Here is a 19,944-nt window from a genome sequence, read left to right as displayed (position 1 = left end):
AAAGATGTATTAATCACTGGCCTCCACCCCTTCTAGCCAATCGATGGATTGCACGATGTCTTCTGGTGATATGGGTAACTGATTCACCCAAATGCCTGTCGCTTGTCGAACCGCCGCCGTAATCGCAGGGGCTAAGCCAACGGAGCCAATTTCGCCAACGCCTCGAGGTCCGAACGTATCCCCTTCAGGAAGCTCTTCGATTGCCTCGACTTGAATACTGTGCGGGCTATCGCTGAAGGTGGGCACGAGGTACGTATCCAAGTTATGCCTTACATATCGGCTATCCTTCATGACCGCATCTTCCGTCAACGTATAACCTAAGGCCATCACACTGCCGCCTTCGATTTGCCCAAGAAAGCCCATCGGATTAATCACTGGACCTGCGGCGATGACGTGATCGGTATGCAGCACTTTGACCCGTCCGGTCAGCATGTTGACTTCCACCTCTACGATGGCTGCTGCGTATGAGTACAGGTAGTGCGCACCGACCCGCCCTTCGGGCGTCGTCGGGTAGTCGAACTCCGTATGCGCGAGGATCGGCTTCGCCGCTGCCGCAGCGGCCTCCGCATACGTGACAACCGGCCCCCCGGATTCATCACCCTTGTGATGAATCCCGCCTGCGCCGGTTGCGAGCTCTGCGGCCGGAACGCCGCAGAGCAGCGAAGCCTGCTCCAGCAGCGCCAGCATGAATGCTGGCTTCAGCCGCTGGAGCGCGCGCCACATCATCGTGGTGGCGCGTGAGGCCGTGCTCGAACCGCTGCTGGGCACGCGGTCTGTATCGCCGATGACGATGCGAATGTCATCGACGGCGCAGCCGAAGATGTCCTGCAGCATCAGCGTGAGTGCTGCATAGAGCCCTTGGCCGAACTCCTCGAAGCCGAAGGAGGCCTGGATCTTGCCCTCCGGCGTCAGCTCGATGCGGCCGCCGGAATGATCCGGGATGCCGAGGCCGAGCCCGGCACCGTGCATCACCAGCGCAGCGCCGACGCCTCGGCGCAGCCAAGGATCTTGCGCAGCGTGGCGGCCGCTGCTGGCGCGCTTCGCCCAGAGCGGCGACTCCTGCGCCTTCGCCCACACCTGGGCGGCGCCCTCGGTGGCCACGATCTGCTGGCCCATAGGGCCCGGATCTGCTGGCTGGCGCAGGTTGAGCTTGCGCAGCTCCCACGCGTCCATGCCGAGCTTCTCGGCCAAGCGTTCGATTTGACTCTCCACCGCGAAAATCACCTGATTGCCGCCAAATCCCCGAAATTCACCGGATACACCGTTATTCGTATAGACACTCTTTCCTTCTACATCGACATGTGGGATGGTGTAAGGTCCAATCGCATGCTCGGTTGCAAAATTCAACACCTCACACCCTAAGGTCGCGTAAGCCCCTGTGTCTGCCAGGATGCGAACTTGATGAGCGATAAGCTTTCCTTGTACATCTGTCCCTGTTTTCATCGTGATCCGCATCGGATGACGCTTAATCCCCGAAATAACCGATTCCCGGCGGGAATTGTGCATTTTGATTGGCTTCTTCGTCCTTAACGCCATCAATGCGCCGAATGGCTGCACATTGAGCTCATCTTTGCCGCCAAACGAACCGCCAATCGGGCTGGATACGACTCTGATTTGCTCTTCTGGGACGTCGAGGATTCGTGCTAGCTGGAAACGATCCTTGTAGCCATGCTGGGTCGGCGAGTAAACGGTCAGCCGTCCGTCATCCTCAGGAACAAAGAGACCGCCTTCGGTTTCCATATACGTATGCATTTGCCGAGGTGTCCAATAGATCTCTTCTACGACGTGTGCACAAGTTTGGAAAGCTGCCTCAATGTTCGAATCCCCATCCTGCAGGGCTGTTTGATGCAGAAGATTTCCTTCGGGGTGAAGCAGGATCGTACCCGCTTCTAACGCGGTTTCTGGGTTATCTACAAGGGGAAGCGGCTCATACACGACCTCGATGAGGCCGAGCGCGTATTCCGCAATTTCCTCTGTATCTGCAGCAACGGATGCCAAAGCATCCCCGATATAACGAACACGATCCTGACAAAACACCGGCTGATGAGGAAAGGCAATCCCAAATAAGTTCAACCCTGGCACGTCATCAGCCGTCAGGACCGCGCGCACGCCAGGTAATTGTTTGGCTTTACTTGTATCGATGGAAAGAATCCAAGCATGCGGGTATTGACTCCGCAATACCTTGCCGTGCAGCATGCCAGGGGCGGTTAAATCAGTGAGATAACGGAGCTCCCCAGTGACTTTCTCTTTGCCATCCGGTCTTATGATCCATTTCTTCGCATTACGATTTAGGAGCATAGGCTCCGCCCCCTTTGCGCCAAGCTTTGTAACACTCCGAAATGATCAAATTTGCCGCTGTCTGCTTCCGATAAGCCACGCCAGCATAATCATCAGCCACAGCGTTGAAATCAGCCATCACTCCCTTATGAAGGGTCTGCAAAACTGCCTTCGATAATGGCTTCCCGAGCATTTCCGCTTCCAAAGCTGAAAACCTCGCAGGAATCGCGGTGCCCCCGCCTGCCGCTATGGCGATGCGGGCAATCCTCCCATCTGCCTGTAGGGAAAGCCTCCCCGCAACCGTGACGACCGATGGTGTAAATGCCTCTCTTCGTCCTACCTTGAGGTAGAACTCATGGATAGTTCCCGCTTCTTCCGCGGAATCTAGCTGTTCTTCAGCTTCAGCCTCTGTCTGCACCATGATCCCTATCATCATCTCTTCAGAAGCTCCTGGCGAAGCAGCGAGCCAATCTTTCAGGTAAACCGTTCGTTCATTCTGACCATCCGTGCACCGTATCTGAGCGTTCATCACAAGTAATGCTGGGATCAGATCACCTGTACGCGTCATCACATTGCCGCCGATGGACGCTAGGTTTCGAATCGACGGTGCTGCGATCTCCGAGCAGGCCTGCACGAGAAGACAGCATTTCTGCTGAACCAGCTCGTTTTTCATCAAATCTGCAATGCTAAGAGCAGGGCCTATATGAACTTGACCATGGGAATTAACTGTTAATCCCGAAAGGACAAGAATACGTCCAAGACTAATTAAATGCTGCGGCATCGGTGCGAGAGCATTTTCCCAACGTGTCCGAAGCCAAGTGCCTCCGGCTACAACGACGGCATCTTCGCCCCATTTGTGCTTCAATTGGATCGCTTCCTCCACACTTGTCGGCTGCCATACAGAAGGTTGCTGCTCAGGCAGCTGATGCATAGGAACTGACATATTCAACCCTCCTCAGAGTTTCTGAATGACCACGTGCTCGTTATGCGTCCTGAGTTCACCGGAAGAGTCCGGCTTGCTGCGTGGTGCCAGTATGCGTTCGCACTCCCACTTGCGGAACGTCGTTCCGCTATTTCTACTGATTCCGCTTCATTCGACGAGTTACGGAACGTCATTCCGCTAACCTACCTCAATTGTCCAATTTCTCGCCTAAAATCGTAAAATAAGGGATCCTCGTTCCGTAACTCCTTCAAGTGGCTCTATTCGCTTAAAATAGCGGAACGTCGTTCCGTTTCGCGAGCCCCTCGCCCGCTACAGCCTTATCGTCATCTTCAATCGTTCTGAATAATTAGATCTACTATAAACAATATCTGAAATTAACGTCAACTAATTTAACATCATTTTGTTTTTTTATATAAAAAAATAGCGCATCATTCGTGATGATGCACTCTTCAACTAATTTCATGTTATTTAATTTGACATACACTTAATCTTAAAGATGTTCTTCGCCTCTTCATAGCGCTCTACGGTATCAATATCCATAAATGTCAACGAATCCGCCTCGATAATTTGCCCGCGAAAAGCAGGCAAGTGAAACAAGTCTCGTGCTCCAGCATCTCCTTCTAACTCCGCAATAGCCGACCACATTCCGCTCCCGAGAAGGACAGGCGGTTTAGGCGTTCCGCCATCACCGCTAGCAACGAAGTCATAACCAGGCTCCTGGTTGAAGACATCAATCAGACCCTCTAGCCCTGCACGATCAATAAAAGGCTGATCAGCCAGCATAACCATAACACCGTCAGCCCCCAGCTCCACTGCCACTTGAATACCGGCGCGAAGCGAATGTGCCATGCCAAGACTGGCATCCTTACATACAACCATGCGGCATCTACCACTTGCGAGCTGACTACGAGCCTCTTCCGGCAACCATGTCAGCGTATCTCCTTCGCGTACAACGACAATCACCCGCTCTAACTCCGAACAGCGGAGCGCCTTCAACAGCGCAATACCTCCGAGGCTGATGCCAGCTGCCAACTCCAGGGCCTGCTTCGCTGTCCCCATGCGCCGACTGCTCCCCGCCGCAAGGTAGACGCCGACGATCTTTTTCTTCACCAGTTTCACCATGAGCAGAAGCTTTGGACATCCCGTCCATGAGCTAACTGGGATTGCCATGAATCCGCTCCGTGATTACCTCGCTTAATCGCAATCAACTCAGCCACTATGCTGACTGCATTCTCGAACGCGCCTTCCGAACCGATGTTCAGGCCGATTGGCGCATGCAGCCAGTCAGGACGATCGAATCCTTCCAGCATTTTCGCCGTACGCTCCTTGGAGCCCATAATGCCGAGATATTGTAAGTGATAGGCCATAACGCCTCGGAAGAATGCCGTATCCTTCTCGAACTGGTGACTCATGATTACGACGTAGTCTCGCTCATTCAGCGTAAGCTTTTCGACTAACATCTCTGGAAAGGCAACCATCGTTTCTACCCCAGGAAACCGTTCTGCGTTACAGAATGCCTCGCGCCAGTCCGCAACCACCACACGAAAGCCACTGTTTGCAGCCATTTGTACGAGTGGAATCGCATCAGGATTAGCACCAAACACGATGACTCTTGGCTTTGGCACAAAAACAGTGCTCGTCATGAAGCAAAACGGCTTTCTCATAGCTGTAGGGGCAGAAAGCCCCTGCTCATCCACGCCTGATCCCCGAAGCGCATACCTAATATCTGAATACCCATCGGTATAAGTGCGAATAAGATCCACGGCTTCACCGCGATCTAATTTATTTTTCACCACAATAAGATTAACCAGCAGCTCACCAGAAAGCGGCTCTAGCAAAATACGAATCAACCCGATGCACCCGATTGTCTCCCCCCAGCCGAAGTCATCCACAGGTCTCATATCGTATTCGACCATTTGCGGTTTTTGCGATTCCCACACGCCTGGCACGTAAGCAGCGAGATCTCCTTCCAAGCAGCCCGGAGAAATGCTCCCCACCGTGCTGCCATCTGCCATTAACAGCATGACAGCTCCTTGTTTGCGATAAGTGTGGCCTTCCACATGAATCACTGTTGCTAATACACGAGCTCCTGTATTACTTTCCACAGCTAGCAAAATGTCATAGGCCTCCATCACTCATCGCTCCCTCTTTGTATAAATGTTTTGCCTTGCAACCTTATTCCACGCATCTCTCATACACATGCCTAATTGATCTTTCAGCGCTTTTCCTCGTGGGCCCGCTACCAGCCAATCGCCAACCCATCGCCACGCGGATCCGCCGCACCACTCATAAACCCTTGCTCATCAATGACAATGCCCTGCGCCTGCCCCATAATGCCATCCCATGACTTCACGGGCTCCACGCGGTGTCCCCACTGCTTCAGTCGTGCATATACCTCAGGTTCGAGTCGATGTTCTAGCTTAAGCGCGTCGCCATCTTCTCCCCACGTACGTCCATATACCCAACGAGGAAGTGAAATGGCGTCCTGAATGGATAAACCATAATCCAAGACCCCCGTGAGTATCGAAAGCTGCGTCTGCGGCTGACCTTCTCCCCCCTGCGTGCCGAACAGCATATACGGCTTTCCATCCTTGCTTACCATGGCGGGCATTAAGGTATGGAACGATCTTTTGCGTGGTTCCAGCACATTTGCGCATGCAGGATCGAGTGAGAAGAAGGAGCCGCGATTTTGCATAATAACGCCGGTATCACCAGGAACGTAAGCTGCCCCGAAATCGAAATATAAGCTTTGGATAAAAGAAACAGAATTCCCCTCTTCGTCCACAACAGCTGCATAAGCGGTGTCCTGACCGATCGCTGGTGAGAGATGCTCACTCACCTGAAATGGCTGCGTTTGAATCTCATGCCAAAGCTCCTGCGCATACGTTTTCGATAGCAGTCTTTCGAGCGGAATGTCCCTGAAATGGGGATCTGTTAAATAGCGATCACGATCTTTGAACGCCTTTTTGATCACTTCCGACATGAGATGATAGAAATTGGCCGATGCCCTCGGCACAGCCGCCATATCAATAAGTTCTAACATATTCATCATCATGAGCGCTGTGAACCCTTGCGAGTTCGGCGGCATTTGATAAATTTCATATCCGCGATACGTCGTCGATAGCAGCTCCACCCATTCTCCAGCGAAGCTGCGGAAATCATCTTCCTCCAGCAAACCGCCATCATGCTTAACGCTATTAACAATCGACTTCATCAACGAGCCTGAGTAAAACACATCTCTACCTTCTTGCTGAATCAGTCGCAGCGTTCTTGCCATGTCGGGCTGAATAAGCCGATCTCCTTCCTTCAAAAGCTCGCCGTCCCGTATATATAGCCTGCTTAGCTGTGCGGAAGCACGAATGAACTCCTCATCTTTACGCATCCAGAACAGTAAATTGCGCGAGATTGGAAACCCCTTTTCCGCATATCCGATGGCTGCATCCAATAGCTTCGCCCACGGAAGCTTGCCGTGCTTTTCCCACACCTGCCACCAAGCATCCACCATGCCCGGAACAGTAATCGCACTTAAAATGCCGCGTTGTGGAATCTTATCCATCCCTTGCTCTCTATAAAAATCAGGCGTCGCCTTCGCAGCTGACTTCCCGCTTCCGTTAAACCCGGTATAGGCTCCCGTTGACGCATCATGCATGAGGAAAAAAGCATCTCCGCCGAGCCCCGTCATATGCGGGTAAACGACGCCCAGGGTCGCACTAATGGCAATTGCCGCATCGAAGGCATTGCCTCCTTGCTGTAAAATCGTGCTCCCCACTGAACTAGCCAAATAATGCGGCGTAGCAATCATGGCTCGCTCTGCTCGTGGCATGATGTTTAACATGATTATTCCTCCCGTTTATGAGCATATACCGCTAGTGCAGCCTGCAGCGCCTTTCCTACCGAGATATCCACACCATGCCAGTGAAGTGTTGCTTCTAGCGCCCCAAGAACATGAAGCACATTCTTCTGATTACAGCTAAAACCCATCGTACCGATACGCCAAATCTGTCCCTTCAAAGGACCGAAGGATGAGGCGATTTCAATACCGAAGCTGTTCAGCAGCATCGCGCGTACAGCTTCTCCATCCACTGCCCCCGGAATGCGTATACAGGTTACTACCGGCAGCTTACACAAGGGATCTCCATAAAGGGTCAATCCCATAGCTTGCAGCCCAGCAACCAAAGCTGCTTCGTGACGCTTATGACGCAAGAATCGCTCATCAAGCCCCTCTTGCAGCACAATGCGTAAACCTTCACGCAGTGCATACAGCATTGTGGTAGCTTCAGTATGGTGATTCAACCGCTTAGGACTCCAATAGTCCTGCAGTTGCCCGAGATCGAAATAGTTGCTCGCCACAGCCTTAACCGTGGAAACAGGGGAGCCTTTCTCCCGCAGTCCCCGCTCAATCGTTTTGCGGCGCAGCACCTTCGCTTCGACACGATCATTGTAGGTAATCGGCGACATGCCCGATGGAACGGATAAACATTTTTGCGTTCCGCCAATCACCGCATCCAGCAGCCATTCGTCTGTTTTTACAGGAACGCCACCAATCGTGGCTACAGCATCCACTACGAGAAGTGCATCTACTTGACGGCAAGCTGCCCCAATCCCATCAAACGGTTGGATACAGCCTGTCGACGTCTCTCCATGAACCATGGCCACAATAGCTGGCCTCTCCCGCTCGACTGCTGTAATGATATCCACGGGATCAAACACGGAGCCCCATTCCTTCTCGATAATCGTCACTTCAGCCCCACAGCGTTCTGCAATTTCTACCAGTAAATTTCCAAATCGTCCGTATATCGGAACGAGTACTTTATCTCCTGGCTCGATGATGCTTACCAGCACAGCTTCTATGCCTGAACGGGATGTCCCGTCGATCGGAAACGCCCATTGATTGTTCGTTTGAAAAACCTCACGAAGCATCTCCATCGTTTCATTCATCAGCTCGGTGAACTCCGGATCGAACTGGCCCAGAATGGGATACGACATCGCGCGCAGCACCCTAGGGTCAACCTCGACCGGTCCTGGGGTCATAATCGTTCGAAGGGAGGGTGATAAATCTTTATAGGTTTTCATCTGCTTTTCCCCCGTAGCCGTATTGGTATAACACATGAACGAGTGTCTGGAAGCCGATAATGAGATCCTCCGGCTTCGTGTACTCTTTGGGACTATGGCTGATGCCAGCCCGACTTGGCACGAAAATCATCGCCGACGGGCAGATAAGCCCGAACAACTGAGCATCATGTCCAGCCCCGCTTGGCATCCGTATATGCTCGTAGCCATAGTAGTCGCAGGCAGCCTCAATTTCTGCCGATATCCCGCTATCCATGGCCACTGGTAAGGCATTTAGATGTTCCACCGTATCTATATAAAGTTCTCTTCGCACGGCGATTTCCACAAACCGCGATATCAGCTCCGCACGAAAAGCCTCTATCTTTCGCTCGTCAGTATGCCTAATATCTAACGTAAACTCAACTTCGCCGGGCACCACATTCGATGTTCCGCGCTTCACTTCCAAGCGTCCTACGGTGGCTACCAACGGTTCCCCCTCAGCGAGTGCCATCTGCTCTGTGAGCACGACCATTTCGGCTGCGCCAGCCAATGCATCTTTGCGCATCGTCATCGGGGTCGTTCCTGCATGATTTGGCGTACCCGTGACGACGACGGTCATTCGAACTTGACCAACAATCGCCGTAACAACACCAATCTGCTTCTCTTTAAATTCAAGTACTGCGCCTTGCTCGATATGAATTTCAATATAGGCCCCAATATCATCACGCTTGGCAGGACAAGCCCTACTCTGTGAAGTTTCGAAGCCCGCCTGCTCCATCGCCTCAAGCAGCGTCACCCCCTCCGGATCGGCAAGTCCGACACCATCAGCTAACGATAGAACCCCTGTCACATGTCCCGAGCCCCAATAAGCTAAAGGAAACCGACTTCCTTCTTCCTCGCAAAAGGAGACCATCTCCAATGTCCGTTTCGGCGTCCCGTACACGGCCTTCAAATACCCCAATGCCGTCATGGATGCGATGACGCCATAGGCTCCATCGTATTTGCCGCCATTCTTGACGGTGTCCATATGCGAACCTGTGAGTATCGGCTTTAACGAAGGCTCTGACCCTTGCAATTTACCGTATACATTGCCGATTTCATCAAAATCTGCCTTCAACCCCATGCCCTGCATGGTGTCGATCAGTGCTAATTGCGCTTGGAGCCATGGCTCCGCATATAGCAGCCGAGTCACGCCGCCTTCAGGATCGGCGCCGAAGGTCGCCAGCCACTCCAAAGCTCGCAGCATACGCTCCCCGTATTGAGCTAGCATTTCCTCTTGTGGGTGCTGTTTCATTTTAGCCATCTAGCTCGCCTCCGATCGATGCACTATGACGCAACCAAGCTCCATCTAACGCTACTCCAACACCCACGCCTCGTTCATACACCTTAACTCCTCGCAGGAAAGTTGATTTCACACGGCAGCCGAACGCTCTGCCCACATAGGGACTCTGCTTATGTCGATAAAGCAAGTCGCTCTCTTGCAGCGTATAACTTGCTGCCAAATCCACCAAAGCTAGATCCGCGTCAGCTCCTATGGCTATTTCCCCTTTGCGGGGATATAACCCGAAGCGTTTCGCTGGTTCAAGCGCCAGCATGCGAGCGAGCTCCGGCAGCGGAATCTCTCTTCGCAGATGTCCTTCATCCAGCATGAGCTCGAGCGAGCTTTGCGCCCCTGATATGCCGCCCCATGCTGCGAAGAAATCACCCTGCTTCATGTGTTTTGGAGAGGGTGAGTGATCAGAAGCTATGATGTCGAACCGACCTGCCTTCAACTCAGCCCACAAACGAGTTTGATCTTCGACCGTGCGTATCGGTGGCGCGCATTTCGCAACAGGTCCAAGGCGTTCGACCTCCACGTCCGTTAGCGCCAAATAGTGAGGGCACGTTTCCACGGTAACGTCCAATCCCCGTGCCTTCGCCTCGGTAATAAGCTGTACCGCTTCTGCAGAAGAGATATGTACAAAATGCAGCTTACAGCCTGTCTGCTTCGCATAACCCAATGCTCGGTTTACAGCTTCCACTTCAGCGGCAATCGGCCGTGTCGCGATGAAATCCAAGGCGCTGCGTTTGCCTGCTTGCACGGCCTCGGCAGCGAGATTGGAGACGATCTCCTCGCTCTCGGCATGAAGTGCTAGCACCAGACCCAAGCGAGCAATTTCTTTCATGCCGTTAAATAACGTCTCGTCATCCACTTCCGTGAAGATATCTTCTCCCTCTCCGCCTGGGCAGGACATGAAGGCCTTGAAGCCAATCACGCCCGCTTGAGCAAGCCTCTCCAACTCACCGATATTGCCGGGGACAAGTCCGCCCCACAGCGCATAATCTACGTAGGATTGTCCTTCGGCTGCTCCCAGCTTCATCGCTAACGCGCTGAGCCGAACTGTAGGCGGGACCCCATTTAGCGGCATATCCATATAGGTTGTGCATCCGCCAGCAGCCAGAGAGGCTGAACCTGTAGCGAAGCCTTCCCAATCGCCTAGTGCCGGTTCATTGAAATGAACATGCGCATCAATCATACCTGGGAGGATTGTTAGGCCTTCTGCGTCATAAACAGGAGTTTGCTCCGAGAACACGAGGTTTTCACCTAGTGCTGCAATTTTGCCGTCCCGTATACCGATGTCTAGCTGCCGGTACTCATCTTGCACGACCACAGTCCCATTACGAACGATAAGATCAAATCGATTCATCCTACGAAACCCTCCCTCGAAGCTCTCTGTCTGTTCGTTTGACGCCGACTACTTCGGACTAACTCCCGCGATAGGTGTTATACCCCCAAGGGGCAATTAATAATGGAACGTGATAATGCATCGCGCTATTGGCAACACCGAAACGAATCGGTACCTGATCTAGGAAAGCTGGCTCTGGCAGTTCTACACCCTTCTCTCTGAAGTAGTCGCCCACATGGAAAAGAAGCTCATATGTACCTACGGTAAAATCATCCCCACTCAATATCGCCCCTGGCAGCCTGCCGTCTGTATTCGTAACGTCGGAGCGAATTAGCTCCGACATGTTTCCTTCGCGTTTGAACAAGTCGATTCTCACACCAACTGCCGGTCGGCCGCAGCTAATGTCTAGAACATGTGATGTGATTCCTACGCTCATAGGCCCTCCAGATCACGCTTTGTCATCGAAAATCCTTGGAAACCATACGGTGGTCTAGGCTCTGTAAATACTTTGCCTTCACCTGCGGAAACTTCCTCAAGAATCGTTTCCCATGTCCGATTGTTGGACTCAAAGCGAATTTCTTTGAGCTGTGGAAAACGCAGTAACGACCGCTGCCCAATACGATAGATGAGGTTTTGGATCGACGGCGAATGCTGCTCATGGAATACGGTATGCGCAATATCACGAATCTGCTCAGCGGCTACATAGCGCCCTAGATCGGCATCGAAGGCATCCTCCCCTGATTCATAGGTCCATGCAATATCCAGAAAAATAAAGAGGGGCCGATCCGAAGACTCCGGCAATGTCGTGTACTCATCACGAACGAAACCGGCGAAGGAACTTCCTTTGACTTTGATCAGCTTTAGATCTGCTACGCCAGCGGAGTGGTCTGCGACGACGATTTGGTCTTCCATGCGAACGAGTTCAACCGCAGCGGTTGGGTGTTCATTTTGCGAATAACGGTACACGAGATCCCCCGCCTGGAAGCCTGAAGCCCCTGGAACCGGCAGCACCTCGAAAGCCACTTGATCCGCACTCATTTTGATCCCCGTCATCCATGGATACTTCTCTAGGAAGAGCCGGCTAACAAAGACCAAAAACCCTTCTGCCGTAGATCCTTCATACTCGCCTGCTTTGCGTAGGATGAAGTTTTTCATCGAATCTGTCGCCACAACGTTGGTGTTATCTCCCTCGCTGAACGACGTGAACAGCTTCTCGCCGCTCACCGCTACTTTGATGTTCATGCCGAACAGCACATTATCTCGCCCTGTGAAACCCGATTCCGGAATCAGCGTGATATTCGTCAACGGTTTGGCATAGGAACGATAGACCCAGACATCACCTTTCCCGTAGTACATGATCCTCTCTGCGCCTTTTGCTTGATCCATCGCCTTCTCCTCCGTTTCATTCATCACGATATCTGCTAGTCGAAAACGCCCAATCTTACAAACCTCTTGCAGTGCCGTATGCAGTTCTACTTCTGGAGCTCCTTGTATGCGATGATGTAACGCCTCGCGTATCGTGTTTTTGGTCTGTCCCTTCACCGCCATGATAAAAGGGAACTGAAATCGATCCGTGTACTGCTTATTTAAAGAAAGAAACTGTTCGTATTCTTCAGGGGTTAGCTGGTTCAGACCGGCACCTGACTGCTCCTGGACGGAGTGGTCGGTCATCCGGACGCGAGTACCTAGATCGGGATGGGCCCGAAGCAGCGCCAGCTGCTCCTCACGACTCGCTCGTTCCACCTCTTGTTCAAGGGCGCTAATCATATCCTTGATTTCGGTAAATGGCCGAGATCCAGCTGCCCGCTCTGCCACCCAAGGCGAGTGTTCAAAAAGCGGGCCAAACGCTAAAATGAACGCTTCTAGATTCATGTCATTGACTTGCTTCCGTGTGATCTTCATAGCCTCGTCACCTCGATTTCCGCCTTAAATTCCATGCATTCTTTTCCAAGATTTGTTCCATTGTAAATGCGTCATCCCTATGGGTCAATTTATATGAAAGAAGTTTGTAATCTTTCATAACAACGATAAGTTTTTTTGTATTTTTGCTAAAATAGGCGGGCTGGGGGCTCTATTCCTTATCCGGACTCACACCATTACCTGCCATGAACTTGTGTTTATGTTAACTCCTTAATTACATTAATCATCCAAACTACTCATACCCCTCTTTCTACTCTACTTTTCATTTTCATTTTCCACCTTCACTCCACACCTATACTTCACACTTTCCGCTCCCACGCCTTTACTCCACACCATCCATCGATGTTGCATTCCATACAACATCGAAGCCCTTAAACACGCCAAATTGCTTCGCAAGTTGTATAACGTACAACATTATTCTTCATTTCAGTCCATTTCCGCTGAAAAAGCCCTAAAAGGTTGTACAAAATACAACTTCACTCCATTTTCAGGGCAAAAACCATTAATAATGATGCATAAATTACAACATCGAAACCATCGATTTCCTTTTACCGTTATCTTCATCCCCCTTCTCTCCCACCTCAGCAGCACATGCTTCCACAACCCTATCCCCACACAAATCAAAAAAAGCCACCAGGAGAACGAACCTCCCAGTGACTTTCCTTATTAATCCCAATACCCGCTATGCGCAGCGACTGCCGCTTCCACAACCTCAGGAACAGGACCGATCACTTGGATCGGCTTGTTCCCTCTTGCAAATACCTCACGACAAGGCAGCATCAACGTGGGATTCTGCTCATGATCCCCTGTCAGCCCTGCGAGCATCGCTTCTGACATTGCGAAGATGACGCGTCCCACGTTGCCCCAATAAATCGCCCCCGCGCACATCGCGCATGGCTCCGTTGAGGTGTACAGCGTGCACGCCCACAGCTCTTCCTTGCTATACCGCTTGGAGGCTGCCTCCATGAGCATCGTTTCCGCATGCCCTGTGCAGTTCGATTCGGTAATCTCAACATTGCCATGCTCCAGCAGAATCTCCCCGCTAGGTCCAACAAGCAGCGAACCGAAAGGCGTATTGCCGGATTCTCTCGCCAGCAGGGAAAGTTCTACGCATCTTTTTAAATATGGAATATGAACCTTAAATTCACTCATGTTTGCCCTCCTTTTAGCTATAATCTTTGCTCACGTATATAAGGCACACCAAGCGCCTCAGGCGCACCGGATGGCTTATTTTTATTCCGCCAACCGAGGAACATCAGCACCAGAATGGTTACAACGTACGGAATCATTTTCAGGAAGTAAGAAGGAATATGACTGCCGATAAGCTGCACACGGAATCCCAGACTATCCAACACGCCGAAGAAATACGCGCACACCAAGGCACGAAACGGGTTCCACCTAGCGAAAATAATAAGCGCCACCGCAATCCACCCGCGTCCCGAGGTCATCCCCTCATTCCATGTCGGTGTGTACACTAGCAGCAAATCTGCGCCGCCAATACCGATCAACATAGAGCCAACAACAATGCACCCGTAGCGAATTGCGATCACAGGGATCCCCATCACGTCCGCCGTAGCCGGATTATCCCCAACTGCGCGAAGATGGAGCCCCCATGATGTGCGATGAATGAACAAGTGCATAGCCAGCACGAGCACAAAGCTTAACCAGGTAAACAAATCCATATGAGCAAAAATGCCACCAATCAGTGGCAAAGGCTCCAGCCACGGCATATCGAGCTTGGGCACTGCACCAACAAGTGGCTGACCGCTCACTGGTTTTCCCAAATAAGCACTAAGACCTGCACCGAATATCGTCATCGCCAACCCGCAAACAACCTGATTCGCATGCAGCGTCACGCATAGAAAGCCATGGAGCAATCCGAGGACCCCGCTCACTGCGAAGACACACAAAATCGCCAGCACTAAACTCCCTGTATGTATGAAAACGAGGCACGAAGTCACTGCGCCCATAAGCATCAAGCCTTCAGCGCCTAGCTGCATGATGCCGGATCTTTCGATCAAGATGCCGCCCAATACGGCCAATAGCAACGGTGTACCCGAAGAGATTGCTGAAACAATGATTTGTGTGATCGCATCCATCTCCTCCCCCCCTTTTCTAACCGTTGATTAACACCATTAACTAAGTTACTACTGCCCGTTGTTTCAACGCTTTGTACGTCACCTCGATCCGTCACACCCAGCTCCCTCAACTGTTGCGACGAATACGGAATTTCCCTGCCATCCCCCCAGCAATAAGGAAAAACAGGATCGCCCCTTGAATCATCGAGGACATGGAAGGCGGAAGTCCAATCGTTTGCACACTGTATCCCCCAACAATAAGACCTCCAAATAGTACCGAAGCGACCACAAGCCCAATCGGATTCAGCTTCGCCAGCCAAGCCACAATAATGGCCGTGTACCCATAACCAGGAGATATCCCGTACATGAGACGGTGTGCAACACCAGATACTTCGCCCATGCCAGCAAGCCCCGCCAATCCGCCGCTAATCACCATCACCAGCAGCACATGTCTGGAAATACGTATACCAGCATTCTTAGCCGCTTCATTATTGGCACCGATCAACCTCAGCTCATAGCCCCACCGCGTATACCGGACGACGAAGGCATAGATCAGCACCGCAATGATGGCGAAAATAAGTCCTACATGCAGCCGAGTTGTACCAAAGGTCGGTAAGGACTGAGCAACTGTGAACATGGGAGATCCTGGGAAGTTAAATCCTTTTGGATCTTTCCACGGCCCGAAAACCACATAGTTCAGCGCAAGCAGCGCCACATAGTTCAGCATCAACGAGGTAATGAGTTCGTTTACCTGAAAATAGTTCCGTGGTATCGCCGTCAGCAATCCCCAGAAGCCGCCGGCCACGATGCCCGCGACCATCATAGCTGGAATTGAGAGGTACATCGGCAGATGTGGAAAATAGACCGTAATGGCCGTAGCTGCCATCGCCCCAGCAACGAATTGCCCTTCAGCTCCGATGTTCCACACGGAGATGCGGTAGGCAATCGACACGCCCAGCCCGCAAAGCAGCAAAGGAATCGCCTTCACTAGCGTTTCTGTTAATCCAAAGGTGGAGCCAAAGGCCCCTTTCAGCATTTTGCTGTAGACCATGAACGGATTCATCCCATTCAGCGCGATAAAAATCCCACAAGCCACCAACGCCAAAACGATGGCGATAATCGTTACCCACCAAGGGCTATTCGCCCCTGCGGGATCGATTTCCAAACGATACGGTAAACGGAACCCTGCTCCGTGCTTCGGCACTTTATTTTCGAGCGGAATGCTGCCTGCTGTTCGTTGTTCACTCATCCTGCAACCTCCTCCGATCCCGCCATCAGCATACCGATGTGCTCGCGGCTCGCCGCTTCCCTCGGAATATTACCTACAATGCGCCCATCGTACATCACCAGAATACGGTCAGCTAGCTGCAGCACCTCATCCAAATCCTCCGAAATCAGCAACACAGAGCGACCCTTGCTTCGCAAATCCTCCAGCAACTGATACACACCTTCTGACGCACCAACATCAAGTCCTTGTGTCGGATGTACCGCAATCATGAGCTTCGGACCTTGATCAATCTCTCTGGCAAAAAGCAGCTTCTGCTGATTCCCCCCCGACATGAATTGAACTGGCGAATCGATTCCCGATGTTTTCACATCGAACATCTCGACCAACCGCTGAGACCAACTCCGATTGCTCCCTCTCCGCAGCAAACCAAATCGTGACCGTTCCGAGGAGCGGTAAGTTTTGAACAGCAGATTATCCACCGAGTCCAAGCTGCCAGCTAGACCGCTGCGCATCCGATTCTCCGGCACATGCCCGATCCCGAGCTCAATCGCCATACGTACCGAACCATTCCGCATGGCCTTTCCGTCAAAATGGACTTCCCCCTGCTTCCAAACGCGCAGCCCCGTCAGTACTTCTGCCAGCTCCTTCTGTCCGTTCCCGGAGACGCCAGCAACACCAACAATCTCACCTTCATTGACCTGAAAATGAAGCCCATCCAGCACCTTGCGTCCATGGTCCGCATAGACATCAAGCCCCTTAACCGTGAGCATCGGCTTCTCCTTCGCTCTCGTTCTTTTTTGAGCGCGGCCCGCTAGGCTCATCTCACCCACCATCAACTGCGCAAGCTCACGCTCGCTCGTTTCTGATTTCGCCATCGTCGCAATCATCTTACCCTTGCGCATGACCGAGATATGATCCGCCGCAAACATGACCTCTTTCAGCTTATGCGTCGTCATAATGACCGTTTTGCCTTCCTTCTTCATCCGGTCCAGCGTCTCAAAAAGCTGCTCAACCTCTCCCGGTGTCAACACCGACGTTGGCTCATCTAGAATAATAAAATCCGCTCCCCGATAAAGCGTCTTTACAATTTCAACTCGCTGCTGCTCGCCAACAGATAGCTGCCAGATGGGCCGATCTACGGGAAACAGCAGCCCAAAATACTTCGAAATCGCCTCGATTTCCTCGGACTTTTTCGAGAGCCAGCCAGGTCCGCGCCAGAAAGAGCCAGCCTCCCCGAGCACAATATTCTCCGCAGCCGTAAGTGTCTGCACGAGCCGGAAGTTTTGAAACACCATGCCGATACCGAGCTTCATCGCATCCTTCGGTGAGCGAATACGCACCTTCTCGCCATGGATGTAAATCTCTCCGCTCGTAGGGCGGTACACGCCGGAGAGCATGCACATCATCGTGCTTTTGCCCGCACCATTTTCGCCTAGCAGCGCATGAATCTCTCCCGATCTCGCTCTGAAATCCACCTCATCATTCGCCAGCACTGATCCGAACTGCTTGACGATTTGGACCATCTCTACGGCATCTTTCTCTTGTGTAGGCATAGGTCCCCGACCTCCTTATTCCGTTAAGCACCCTTGTATAGCTAAAACAGCATCTCCCTATCAACTCACCCTGATATGAGAAAACAGCATCTCCCTACTAGGGATTTGCTGTTTCAGGATTCCGATATCATCGAACAGTTCACGTCTATCCCTCTCACATCACTATACGGTCCGCCAATCTTGGGCGTCAATAAACATGACACAAACTTTGGTTGCGTAACGAAAAGAGGCGCAAGCTTTGTGCTTAGCGCCAAAATTAGGTGAGGTTAGATTACGTGGATAGAAAAATCCCACCATATACGAAACCCGCAAGAATCACAAAAGCAGGATGAATCTTACGCATTTGGATCAAATAAAAGGCCACCGCCGCGATCCCGAAAAATTGCAAATAACCGATCGCTTTCGTAGACTCCACCAAGCTGCTCCAGGTGACGAGCACCATCATGATCGCAATAACGGGCTGCACCAGCAGTGTCATGCCTTTAATTACAGGGGATTGCTTGTATTTCTGCAAAATATTCAGCAAAATAATCAGTGCAATGATCGACGGAACCACCGTTGCCGCTACCGCAATAAGCACGCCGATCCAGCCGCCGATTTGGTAGCCGACGTACGCGGCGATTTTCGTCGCAATCGGCCCCGGAAGCGCGTTCCCCAGTGCCAACATATTCGAGAATTCACTGCTGTTCATCCAGCTGTGATTCGTCACGATCTCTTGGAACATCAGCGGAATGGACGAGGGTCCTCCCCCATAGCCAAACACATTGGCAAGAAAGAAACTAACGAGCAAATGCCACCAATCCATCATACGCCATCACCTTTGCCAAGCGTCTCCTTGCTCTTCGTCCACTTATCCTTTAGCTTGTGATGGAAGGCTCCGTATAACAGAAACATGAATATCACGATTGCCGGGTGTACCGATAACGGTTTTAACAATAGGAACGATAGGATGAAAAAAGTAACCCCCGCCGGCCATCCCAGCCCTTTAATCGCTTTCTCGCCGAACTCAAACGCCATCACGCCTAACATGACCGCGACAATCGGCACCACCGCTGCAATCATCCCCTTGATCACATGCGACGTGCTGAAAAAAGTGATAAACGAGTACAAACCCACCATCGCCACGCAAGTAGGCAGTATATGAGCCAACAGACCAATAAGCGCTCCCCAGCTCCCTTTGAGCCGATAGCCCAAATAGCCCGCCAGCTTCGTCGCAATCGGCCCAGGCAGCGTATTCGCGATCGCGAGCACCTCCATGAATTCTTCATCCTTCATCCATTTAAAACGCGTCACCGCTTCATAACGAATTAATGGCACAATCGACGGCCCGCCGCCATACCCCAAAATCCCTGTCCGGAACATCGCCGTCCCTATCTGAACATAGGCGTTCTCCACTATGTATCACTCCCATTTCATCGTTGTTTCACCCTAAGAAGTAGACTAAGCTTTATTGTATTATAAAATGAAGCCAATATTAGGATTCTCTTTATATTTTTGTGAAAATCACAAAGTTTTTTTTGAAATCTTGGGACTTGGCTAGAAACCACCCCAACAACTCACACCTTTCATGCTCAACCATGCAGCCCTTCCCAAACTTCCTCTTTCTCTCGGCTATTCCTACAACTGCCTCTTTCTTTGCTGCCTCCGTTCTTGCTCTCTCCAATCGAATAAATGGATTATGTACAGTTAATTTCGCTACATTTGCCATATTTATTAAAACAGATGGATTTTATGTAGCTAATTTCAGCCGAAGAGGTTGAAATGGAGAGTTCAGCTGATATTAAATGTAAGTTTTCCATCTAAACCAATTATTTCGATCAAATCACTGAAAATAACTGTAGTTTATACAGTTAGCACTTTCTTCATGGCGCGAATACCCTCCGATCATATATACATGCGAAAAAAGAGCCCTACTTGGAATAATCCAAGTAAGGCTCTTTCAGTTGCTTGGCAACGTTCTACTCTCCCAGAACCCTGCGGTTCAAGTACCATCGACGCTGGAGGGCTTAACGGTCGTGTTCGAGATGGGAACGCGTGGGTCCCCTCCGCCATCATCACCAAACAGTCAAAGCGTTTGTTTGCGCCTTGAAAACTAGATACGAAACTTCACGTAAAGTATTACTTAGGAATTTTGGTTAAGCCCTCGACCGATTAGTATTCGTCAGCTGCATACGTTACCGCACTTCCACCTCGAACCTATCAACCTCGTCGTCTACAAGGGGTCTTACAT

Annotated in this window: 16 protein-coding genes and 2 rRNA genes; all 18 read right to left on the bottom strand. The window is 51.4% G+C overall.

From position 1 onward, the window contains the following. Window positions 1-9 precede the first annotated feature (9 nt). A complete protein-coding gene (gene pucD / locus AC58QC_RS27165) occupies window positions 10-2,298 on the bottom strand; it encodes a xanthine dehydrogenase subunit D (RefSeq protein ID WP_497418176.1) in 2,289 nt (762 codons plus the stop codon). Continuing rightward, a complete protein-coding gene (locus tag AC58QC_RS27160) occupies window positions 2,282-3,220 on the bottom strand; it encodes an FAD binding domain-containing protein (protein ID WP_497418175.1) in 939 nt (312 codons plus the stop codon). The genes pucD and AC58QC_RS27160 overlap by 17 nt, the downstream gene beginning before the upstream one ends. A 468-nt stretch (window positions 3,221-3,688) precedes the next feature. Next, window positions 3,689-4,390, bottom strand: a complete 702-nt coding sequence (locus AC58QC_RS27155; RefSeq protein ID WP_497418174.1) for a nucleotidyltransferase family protein — start codon at window positions 4,388-4,390, stop codon at window positions 3,689-3,691. After that, complete coding sequence (locus AC58QC_RS27150) at window positions 4,336-5,352, bottom strand: XdhC family protein (RefSeq protein WP_497418173.1); 1,017 nt, start codon at window positions 5,350-5,352, stop codon at window positions 4,336-4,338. Before AC58QC_RS27150 ends, AC58QC_RS27155 begins: the two co-directional genes overlap by 55 nt. 107 nt (window positions 5,353-5,459) lie before the next feature. Next, window positions 5,460-7,055 carry a gamma-glutamyltransferase gene (gene ggt / locus AC58QC_RS27145; RefSeq protein ID WP_497418172.1) on the bottom strand — a complete coding sequence of 532 codons (1,596 nt, stop codon included), beginning with the start codon at window positions 7,053-7,055 and terminating at the stop codon, window positions 5,460-5,462. Between the two features lie 2 nt (window positions 7,056-7,057). Beyond that, entirely contained in the window at window positions 7,058-8,293 is a 1,236-nt protein-coding gene (locus tag AC58QC_RS27140; RefSeq protein WP_497418171.1) for a pyridoxal-phosphate-dependent aminotransferase family protein, read from the bottom strand. Further along, a complete protein-coding gene (locus tag AC58QC_RS27135; protein ID WP_497418170.1) occupies window positions 8,280-9,572 on the bottom strand; it encodes a Zn-dependent hydrolase in 1,293 nt (430 codons plus the stop codon). Before AC58QC_RS27135 ends, AC58QC_RS27140 begins: the two co-directional genes overlap by 14 nt. Next, on the bottom strand, window positions 9,565-10,956 hold the full coding sequence (locus AC58QC_RS27130) for an allantoinase (RefSeq protein ID WP_497418169.1): 1,392 nt from the start codon (window positions 10,954-10,956) through the stop codon (window positions 9,565-9,567). The genes AC58QC_RS27135 and AC58QC_RS27130 overlap by 8 nt, the downstream gene beginning before the upstream one ends. A 58-nt stretch (window positions 10,957-11,014) precedes the next feature. Continuing rightward, window positions 11,015-11,371, bottom strand: a complete 357-nt coding sequence (uraH, locus tag AC58QC_RS27125) for a hydroxyisourate hydrolase (RefSeq protein ID WP_497418168.1) — start codon at window positions 11,369-11,371, stop codon at window positions 11,015-11,017. After that, complete coding sequence (gene pucL / locus AC58QC_RS27120) at window positions 11,368-12,837, bottom strand: factor-independent urate hydroxylase (protein ID WP_497418167.1); 1,470 nt, start codon at window positions 12,835-12,837, stop codon at window positions 11,368-11,370. Before pucL ends, uraH begins: the two co-directional genes overlap by 4 nt. 684 nt (window positions 12,838-13,521) lie before the next feature. Further along, complete coding sequence (locus tag AC58QC_RS27115) at window positions 13,522-14,007, bottom strand: nucleoside deaminase (RefSeq protein WP_497418166.1); 486 nt, start codon at window positions 14,005-14,007, stop codon at window positions 13,522-13,524. 17 nt (window positions 14,008-14,024) lie between these two features. Continuing rightward, window positions 14,025-14,954: an ABC transporter permease gene (locus AC58QC_RS27110; RefSeq protein WP_497418165.1), complete on the bottom strand. Its 930-nt coding sequence runs from the start codon at window positions 14,952-14,954 to the stop codon at window positions 14,025-14,027. A 106-nt stretch (window positions 14,955-15,060) separates the two neighbouring features. Beyond that, the gene (locus tag AC58QC_RS27105; protein WP_497418164.1) at window positions 15,061-16,182 is read right to left on the bottom strand and encodes an ABC transporter permease; all 1,122 of its coding nucleotides are present in this window, start codon (window positions 16,180-16,182) and stop codon (window positions 15,061-15,063) included. After that, window positions 16,179-17,714, bottom strand: coding sequence for an ABC transporter ATP-binding protein (locus AC58QC_RS27100; protein WP_497418163.1), 1,536 nt, complete (start codon window positions 17,712-17,714; stop codon window positions 16,179-16,181). The genes AC58QC_RS27105 and AC58QC_RS27100 overlap by 4 nt, the downstream gene beginning before the upstream one ends. Before the next feature lie 271 nt (window positions 17,715-17,985). Continuing rightward, entirely contained in the window at window positions 17,986-18,522 is a 537-nt protein-coding gene (gene chrA, locus AC58QC_RS27095; protein WP_497272194.1) for a chromate efflux transporter ChrA, read from the bottom strand. Then, window positions 18,519-19,109 carry a chromate efflux transporter ChrB gene (gene chrB, locus AC58QC_RS27090; protein WP_497418162.1) on the bottom strand — a complete coding sequence of 197 codons (591 nt, stop codon included), beginning with the start codon at window positions 19,107-19,109 and terminating at the stop codon, window positions 18,519-18,521. Before chrB ends, chrA begins: the two co-directional genes overlap by 4 nt. Before the next feature lie 550 nt (window positions 19,110-19,659). Further along, window positions 19,660-19,776, bottom strand: a 5S ribosomal RNA gene (rrf, locus tag AC58QC_RS27085). Window positions 19,777-19,845: 69 nt separating this feature from the next. Then, window positions 19,846-19,944: ribosomal RNA gene (locus AC58QC_RS27080) — 23S ribosomal RNA — on the bottom strand; the annotation flags it as partial.

It is taken from the genome of Paenibacillus sp. J22P51 (assembly GCF_059692215.1).
Note: the sequence above shows the minus strand (reverse complement) of the source record. Positions and strands in the feature narration are given on the sequence as shown.

Excerpts from the sequence above, each read along its gene's own strand:
- AC58QC_RS27140 (WP_497418171.1), bottom strand. The coding sequence starts at position 8,293 with ATGAAAACCTATAAAGATTTATCACCCTCCCTTCGAACGATTATGACC.
- AC58QC_RS27130 (WP_497418169.1), bottom strand. The coding sequence starts at position 10,956 with ATGAATCGATTTGATCTTATCGTTCGTAATGGGACTGTGGTCGTGCAA.
- AC58QC_RS27100 (WP_497418163.1), bottom strand. The coding sequence starts at position 17,714 with ATGCCTACACAAGAGAAAGATGCCGTAGAGATGGTCCAAATCGTCAAG.
- AC58QC_RS27105 (WP_497418164.1), bottom strand. The coding sequence starts at position 16,182 with ATGAGTGAACAACGAACAGCAGGCAGCATTCCGCTCGAAAATAAAGTG.
- pucL (WP_497418167.1), bottom strand. The coding sequence starts at position 12,837 with ATGAAGATCACACGGAAGCAAGTCAATGACATGAATCTAGAAGCGTTC.
- AC58QC_RS27110 (WP_497418165.1), bottom strand. The coding sequence starts at position 14,954 with ATGGATGCGATCACACAAATCATTGTTTCAGCAATCTCTTCGGGTACA.
- AC58QC_RS27115 (WP_497418166.1), bottom strand. The coding sequence starts at position 14,007 with ATGAGTGAATTTAAGGTTCATATTCCATATTTAAAAAGATGCGTAGAA.
- uraH (WP_497418168.1), bottom strand. The coding sequence starts at position 11,371 with ATGAGCGTAGGAATCACATCACATGTTCTAGACATTAGCTGCGGCCGA.
- AC58QC_RS27150 (WP_497418173.1), bottom strand. The coding sequence starts at position 5,352 with ATGGAGGCCTATGACATTTTGCTAGCTGTGGAAAGTAATACAGGAGCT.
- AC58QC_RS27155 (WP_497418174.1), bottom strand. The coding sequence starts at position 4,390 with ATGGCAATCCCAGTTAGCTCATGGACGGGATGTCCAAAGCTTCTGCTC.
- ggt (WP_497418172.1), bottom strand. The coding sequence starts at position 7,055 with ATGTTAAACATCATGCCACGAGCAGAGCGAGCCATGATTGCTACGCCG.
- chrA (WP_497272194.1), bottom strand. The coding sequence starts at position 18,522 with ATGATGGATTGGTGGCATTTGCTCGTTAGTTTCTTTCTTGCCAATGTG.
- AC58QC_RS27160 (WP_497418175.1), bottom strand. The coding sequence starts at position 3,220 with ATGTCAGTTCCTATGCATCAGCTGCCTGAGCAGCAACCTTCTGTATGG.
- pucD (WP_497418176.1), bottom strand. The coding sequence starts at position 2,298 with ATGCTCCTAAATCGTAATGCGAAGAAATGGATCATAAGACCGGATGGC.
- AC58QC_RS27135 (WP_497418170.1), bottom strand. The coding sequence starts at position 9,572 with ATGGCTAAAATGAAACAGCACCCACAAGAGGAAATGCTAGCTCAATAC.